We start from the raw sequence: 6650 nt of genomic DNA, 5'->3' as shown, positions 1-6650 counted from the left end.
AGCGGACCCCTCGCAAGAGGCGGTGAGAAGACCGCTGATGCTTCCGCGCGTTCAGCACCCGATCAGGCAGCCGCGCCGCAACCGTGCAAGATCATCTACTTGATCGCGGAAACTGCGAAAGCCGAGGACGCGGCTCCCCCGGCGATTTCCGCGGAAATCGCCGGACGTCAGCGGCCGGCGTCGAGCAGGGTCAGCACCGCGTCGGCGGTTCCCGGCGCCAGCGGCAGGTGCGGCAGCACCCCGGGCACCTCGTCGGGCTCGATCCCTTCGGCCAGCAGCGCGGTCAGCAGCCGGTCGGCCCGGGAGGGCGGCACCGGCTCGGCCAGCCCCTCCGCCGACAGCGCGGCCCGGGCGAGGAACACCGCGCCCGACGCGGCCGGGTCCTCCCCCGCCGGCGCGGGCGGCGGCGGGGCGGTGACTCCCCGCGTCAGCGCCTCGGCCGCCCGCACCAGGGACAGCGGCAGCCCCTCGGCCTCCACCTCCAGCAGCGGGACGTCGGCCAGCGCGGCGAGCACCAGGTGCTCGGCCTCGATCCGCAGCGGCGCCTCCCACTCCCCGGCGCGGACGACGCCGACCAGGTCGCGGCCGTCCTCCCCGAGGTCGTCGAGCAGCTCGGCCCACTCCGCCCGTCGGGTGGCCCGTGCCCGCTCGGCGGCGAGCACGCAGGTGGCCAGCACGAACGGCTCCAGCACCTCGCGGTCGAACCGGTCGGCGTAGAGCACCCCGTCGGCGTCCACCGCGTTCAGCACGTCCCGGAAGCTGCCCGGCCGGGCGTCGCCGAGCTCGAGCCGGCCGTCCTCCTCGCCGGAGAGCGCCTGGCCGCGCGCGGCCCGGTCGCCGATCGTGCCGCCGGTCCCGGTCAGCCGGCCGCGGCGTCGCTCGTGGTGCGGACGGTCGGAGAGCCCCACGCTCCACGCGCAAGTCTCGGCGATCAGGGCGGGCAGCCGCTCCCGCAGCACGTCACGGCTCAACTGCCCCATCCAGTCGACGTCGAACACGCCGCCGTGCGTGCCCCGCAGACCCCTCAGCCGAACAGTTCCCCCAGGAACGACGGCTTGCGCTTCGAGGAGTGCCCGTACCCGGACGAGTGCTGCTTCTTCTGCACCTGGCTGAGCACCTCGCCCACGACCGCGCCCAGCCCGCCCGCGCCGTACCCGCTCGGAGCGTGGCCGGCCGGGCCGTGACCCGACCCGCCGTACGGGGCGGACGACGGAGCGGAGGCCGCGGCCGCGGGCCGGCTCCCCTCGTGCCACGCGGTCTCCGCGTCGATCAGCCGCTCGAGCTCACCGCGGTCGAGGAAGATGCCGCGGCACTCCGTGCACTGGTCGACGTGCACCCCGTTGCGCTCGTAGGTGCGCATCGACCCCTGGCACTTGGGACAGGTCAGCTCCATGGCTCGGCAACGGGCACCGGACGACGCACGTTCCCGCCGCCCCACCGCCCACGCGCGGGACGCCGTCGACACGCCGCGAGGTCACCGCCGCCCCGGGGACTACCGGCCAGTAGCCCGTGTGGGATCGTCGGGGTCCCACCGTGCGAGACGGCACAGCAGCCGTCAGGAGAGAGGCCCGATGCGGTTGCAACTGTCCCCGGAGCTGGAGGCGTTCCGGGAGGAGATGCGGACGTTCTTCACCACCGAGGTGCCCCGGGAGATCCGCGACACCGTCGCGGCGCGCCGGCACCTGAGCAAGGACGGGTACGTCCAGGCCCAGCGCATCCTCAACGCCGCCGGGCTGGCCGTGCCGCACTGGCCGGTCGAGTGGGGCGGCAAGGACTGGACCCCGCTGCAGCGGCACATCTGGCGCGAGGAGATGCAGCTGGCCTGCGTCCCGGAGCCGCTGGCCTTCAATGCCAGCATGATCGGCCCGGTGATCGCGACCTTCGGCAACCAGGAGCAGAAGGAGCGGTTCCTCCCGGCGACGGCGAACCTCGACATCTGGTGGTGCCAGGGCTTCTCCGAGCCCGACGCCGGCTCGGACCTGGCCAGCCTGCGCACGACCGCGGTGCGCGACGGCGACGACTGGGTCGTCAACGGCCAGAAGACCTGGACGACGCTGGGCCAGCACGCGGACTGGATCTTCTGCCTGGTCCGGACCGACCCGACCGCGGAGAAGAAGCAGCGCGGCATCTCGCTGCTGGTGTTCCCGATGGATTCCCCCGGTGTCACCCTGCGGCCGATCGAGCTGATCGACGGCAGTCATGAGGTCAACGAGGTCTTCTTCGAGGACGTCCGAGTGCCGGCGGAGAACCTCATCGGCGAGGAGAACCGCGGCTGGGACTACGCGAAGTTCCTGCTCGGCAACGAGCGGGTGGGCATCGCGCGCGTCGGCAGCACCAAGCGGCTGCTGGCCCAGGCCAAGCAGCACGCCCGGGAGATCACCGTCGACGGCCGCCCGCTGGCCGAGGACCCCCGCATGGCCGCCCGCATCGCCGAGGTGGAGAACGAGCTCCTCGCCCTGGAGCTCACCGCGCTGCGCGTGGTCGCGAACTCGGCCGACGGCAAGCCGCACCCGGCGTCGTCGGTGCTCAAGCTCCGCGGCTCGGAGCTGCAGCAGGCCGCGACCGAGCTCGTCGTCGACATCGCCGGCCCGCTCTCGGTGGCCTCGTTCGCCGACGGCGGTTCCGACGTCCCGGACTGGGCCCGGGTGGCCACCCCCGAGTACCTGAACTACCGCAAGGTCTCCATCTACGGAGGCTCCAACGAGGTGCAGCGCACCATCATCGCCGGCACGATCCTGGGGCTCTGAGGCAACCGTGGACTTCACCTTCGACAGCGAGCAGCACGACCTCCGGGAGGCCCTCCGCGGCCTGCTGGAACGGGCCTACGGCGACAGCGAGCAGCGTCGCCGGGTGGTCGCGAACGACCCGGGCTACGACGAGAAGACGTGGTCGCGGCTGGCCGAGATGGGCCTGCTGGGGCTGCCCTTCACCGAGGAGCACGGCGGCATGGGAGCCGGGCCGATCGAGGTGGCGATCGTCGCCGAGGAGATCGGCCGGGTGCTCGCGCCCGAGCCGTTCGTCGAGGCCGTCGTCCTCGCCGGCGGGCTGGTCGCCGCTGTCGGCACCGACGCGCAGAAGAGCGAGCTGCTGAGCGGCATCGCCGAGGGCAGCACGCTCCCGGCCGTCGCGCACGCCGAGCCCGGCACCCGCTGGAGCCCGTCGGCCGCGGCCGTCACCGCGGCGCAGGACGGCGGCTCGTGGACGCTCACCGGCGTCAAGGAGCCGGTCCTCAACGGCGCCCGCGCCGACGTCCTCGTGGTCAGCGCGGTCGTCGAGAGCGGGACGGCGCTCTTCGTCGTCCGCGGCGACGCCGACGGCCTGACCCGCACCGGCTACCGCACCCACGACGGCGGCCGCGCGGCCCACGTCCGCTTCGACGGCACCCCCGCCGAGCTCTTGGGTGAGAGCACCGGCGACCGGACGGCGGAGGTCGAACGGGTGCTCGCCGAGGCGCGCATCGCCTACGCCCACGAGGCCATCGGCTCGATGGACACGGCGCTGCGGACCACCGCCGAGTACCTCAAGACCCGCAAGCAGTTCGGCGTGACGCTCAACCGGTTCCAGGCGCTCACCTTCCGCGCCGCGGACATGTACGTCTCGCTGGAGCTGGCCCGCAGCACCGCGCTGTGGGCGTCGATGGTCTCCGACGCCGGCGGGGACGTCGTCACCGCAGCGGACCGCGCCCGGCTGCAGACCAGCCGCGCCGGCCGGCACATCGGCAAGGAGGCGATCCAGCTGCACGGCGGGATCGGGGTGACCGCGGAGTACACGGTCGGCCACCACACCAGCCGCCTGACCGCGCTCGACCACCTGCTCGGCGACGGTGACTGGGCGCTGGCCCGGCTCGCCGAGGGCGTGGACGGCCACGAGACGGTCGACCCGCTGGGCGTGCCCTATACGCGCTGACGCGGCACACCGAGAACGGCGGCGGCCGGCGTCCCTACCCGGGGCACCGGCCGCCGCCGTCTGGTGCCTGCTCAGTCACCCAGCATCGCCAGGCGCAGCTCGTCGGCCTCGGCGCGCACCTTGTCCAGCACGGGCGGGACGGCGTCCTCGCGCAGCTGCCCGCAGGTGAGCTCCGGGACCGGCACCGGCACGTAGTCCTCGACCGCCAGCCGGGCGGCGACCTCCAGCGCCGCGCGCAGCAGCGAGCCGTCCTCGCTCGCGCGGTCGCCGACGGCACCGAGCGGGGCCAGCATGCTCGGCGGGAAGCCCCACTGCTCGAGCGCCACCGCGGTCAGCCGGAAGGCGTGGATGCCGTAACGGCGGACCTCGGCCGCCCGCCGGCCCGCGGAGGTCGGCTCGGCGGCGGTCAGCTCGGCGTACCCGTTCTGGTCGTTGTGGTGGAGCAGCGCGACACCGAGCGGGGCCAGCAGCCCGAGGCACAGGGCGTCCTGCGGCCGTTCGCCGAACCGGGAGGCCAGTGTGGAGGCGGCCAGCGCGACGCAGGTGCTCATGCGCCAGAAGTCCTCGGGCAGCCGCGACTCGTCGTCCAGGTCGGTCAGCGCCACGGTGGCCATCGTGCGCACGGTGGTGAAGCCGACCACGGTCACCGCGAACTGCAGTGAGGTCACCCGCCCGCGCATGCCGAAGTAGGCGGAGTTGGCCAGCTTCATCACCCGGCCGGCCAGGGCCACGTCGGAGGCGAGGGTCTGCGCGAGGGTGCGGGCGTCGGTGTCGTCGGAGTTGGCGATCGACACGATCTGGGCGGCGACCGGCTTCTGCGCGGCCATCGTGTCGATGCTGGCCAGCACCGCCTCGAGGTCGAAGGACGGCGCGGCGACCAGGGGCGTGGGCACGGCGGCTCCCGGGAGGACGAGGGGGGTCACGGTCATCGGGCGTGCGCGGCGTACCACGCGGCGGTGCGGGAGCCGGTCATCGGCTGGGCCAGGTCGAAGCCCTGCAGGAAGCAGGCGCCGAGGCGCGCGAGCTCCACCGCCTGCGCCGGCGTCTCGACACCCTCGGCCACCGTGGAGAGGCCCAGGTTCTTGGCCAGCGCGATGACCGCCGAGGCGATCTCGGTGTGCCCGTGGGCCAGCTCGGCGACGAACGATCGGTCCACCTTCAGGCAGTCGACCGGCAGGTGCCGCAGGTAGGCCAGCGACGAGTAGCCGGTGCCGAAGTCGTCGATGGCCAGCGAGACGCCGAGCTCGCGCAGCTGGGTGAGCACCTCGCGGGCGGACGTCGGGTCCTTCATCAGCGCCGACTCGGTGATCTCGATCGACAGCCGCGACGGGTGCAGCCCGTGCCGCTCGAGGGCGGCGACGACGTGCGGGTGCAGGTTGCCGTCCAGCTGCAGCGCCGAGACGTTGACGTTGGCCCGCTGCGGTGCGGCCGGCCCGAGCAGCCGGTCCCACTCGGCCAGCTGCCGGCAGGTCTCGTCGAGCACGAGCAGGCCCAGCCCGCCGATCAGGCCGCTCTCCTCGGCGAGGGACACGAAGACCCCCGGGCTGATGGCGCCGCGCACCGGGTGGTGCCAGCGGGCCAGGGACTCGACGGCGACCGAGCTGCCGTCCGCGGTGCTGAAGATCGGCTGGTACAGCAGGGTGATCTCGCGCCGCTCGATCGCCTGGCGCAGCTCGGCGACCAGCCGCAGCTTGTCCCGCGCCTCGGCCCGGGCCCGCTGGTCGAGCACGGTGATCCGGCCCTTGCCGCCGGCCTTGGCCTGGTACATGGCGATGTCGCAGTCGCGGATGAGCTCCTCCGCCGCGCCGTGCTCGGCGGTCTGCACGGTGACGCCGACGCTGGCGTGCGGGCGGACGTCGACCCCGGAGAGGCGCATCGGCTCGGCGAGGGCGGCGCCGATCCGCTCGGCCAGGGTCACCGCGTCGGCCTGGTCCACGCCCTCGCAGACCACGACGAACTCGTCCCCGCCGAAGCGGGCGACCAGGTCGCCCGGACGGACCGTGGCGCGCAGCCGGGTGGCGACCTCGACCAGCAGTTCGTCGCCGGCGGCGTGGCCGAGCGAGTCGTTGACGACCTTGAAGTTGTCCAGGTCCAGGAACAGGCAGGCCAGCCCGCTCGCGCCGGGGCGGAACCGCTCGGCCACGTAGCCGGCGAGCAGGGTGCGATTGGGCAGCCCGGTGAGCGGGTCGTGGTGGGCCTGGTGCGCCAGCCGGGCCTCGAAGGCCAGCCGGTCGGTGATGTCCTCGATGGTGCCGACGAAGCCCGCCCCGACGCCGGGGGTGAACAGGTGGGCGAAACGGATGACCGTCGTCCGCTCGGTGCCGTCCTCCCGGACCAGGCGGGCCTGGGCCTCGCCGTCCCCACCGCCGAGGACGGCGACGACCTGCTCGATGACGTCGTCCAGGTCGTCGGGGTGCACGGTGGCCATCCAGCCGGTGCCCAGCAGCTGCTCGGCCTGCAGCCCGACCAGGCTGCAGAAGGCGTCGTTGACGTGCGCCAGCCGCATGCCCTGCTCGGAGAGCAGCGTGGGGACCGGCGAGCGCTCGGTGAGGGTGGCGAAGCGCTGCTCGTGGGCGTCGGCGGTGGCGCGCAGCGCCCGCTCGGACTCGCTGGCGGCCGGCACCAGCCGCAGCGTCCACATCCGCCCGGTCGGCGTGGGGGTGCAGAGGACCACCGCCTCGACGAGGGCGCCACTGGCCGTGCGCACCGGCAGGTTCATGCGGGCGCTGCGTTCCCGGCGCAGC

The 6650-nt window shown here is 73.9% G+C and carries 6 protein-coding genes; 2 read left to right on the top strand and 4 right to left on the bottom strand.

The features are described from left to right. Positions 1–167 precede the first annotated feature (167 nt). Together E4P41_RS20760 and E4P41_RS20755 are read right to left on the bottom strand one after the other, a co-directional pair. The gene (locus E4P41_RS20760) at positions 168–998 is read right to left on the bottom strand and encodes a hypothetical protein (protein WP_135143107.1); all 831 of its coding nucleotides are present in this window, start codon (positions 996–998) and stop codon (positions 168–170) included. Positions 999–1024: 26 nt separating this feature from the next. Continuing rightward, the gene (locus E4P41_RS20755; RefSeq protein ID WP_135143106.1) at positions 1025–1393 is read right to left on the bottom strand and encodes a zf-TFIIB domain-containing protein; all 369 of its coding nucleotides are present in this window, start codon (positions 1391–1393) and stop codon (positions 1025–1027) included. A gap of 178 nt (positions 1394–1571) precedes the next feature. Between E4P41_RS20755 and E4P41_RS20750 the strand changes: the two genes are divergently transcribed. Further along, positions 1572–2747 carry an acyl-CoA dehydrogenase family protein gene (locus tag E4P41_RS20750; RefSeq protein ID WP_135143105.1) on the top strand — a complete coding sequence of 392 codons (1176 nt, stop codon included), beginning with the start codon at positions 1572–1574 and terminating at the stop codon, positions 2745–2747. Between the two features lie 7 nt (positions 2748–2754). Next, positions 2755–3906, top strand: coding sequence for an acyl-CoA dehydrogenase family protein (locus E4P41_RS20745; RefSeq protein WP_135143104.1), 1152 nt, complete (start codon positions 2755–2757; stop codon positions 3904–3906). 71 nt (positions 3907–3977) lie between these two features. Here the strand turns inward: E4P41_RS20745 and E4P41_RS20740 are convergent, their stop codons facing one another. Both E4P41_RS20740 and E4P41_RS20735 read right to left on the bottom strand, forming a co-directional pair. Further along, the gene (locus tag E4P41_RS20740) at positions 3978–4799 is read right to left on the bottom strand and encodes an HDOD domain-containing protein (protein ID WP_245177539.1); all 822 of its coding nucleotides are present in this window, start codon (positions 4797–4799) and stop codon (positions 3978–3980) included. Positions 4800–4831: 32 nt separating this feature from the next. Further along, a partial coding sequence (locus E4P41_RS20735; RefSeq protein ID WP_135143102.1) for an EAL domain-containing protein occupies positions 4832–6650 on the bottom strand: 1819 nt, incomplete at its 5' end.

Origin of the sequence: Geodermatophilus sp. DF01-2, assembly GCF_004571065.1 — a bacterium.
Classification (GTDB): Bacteria; Actinomycetota; Actinomycetes; order Mycobacteriales; family Geodermatophilaceae; genus Geodermatophilus.
This window is presented reverse-complemented; position numbering and strand designations above follow the sequence as displayed.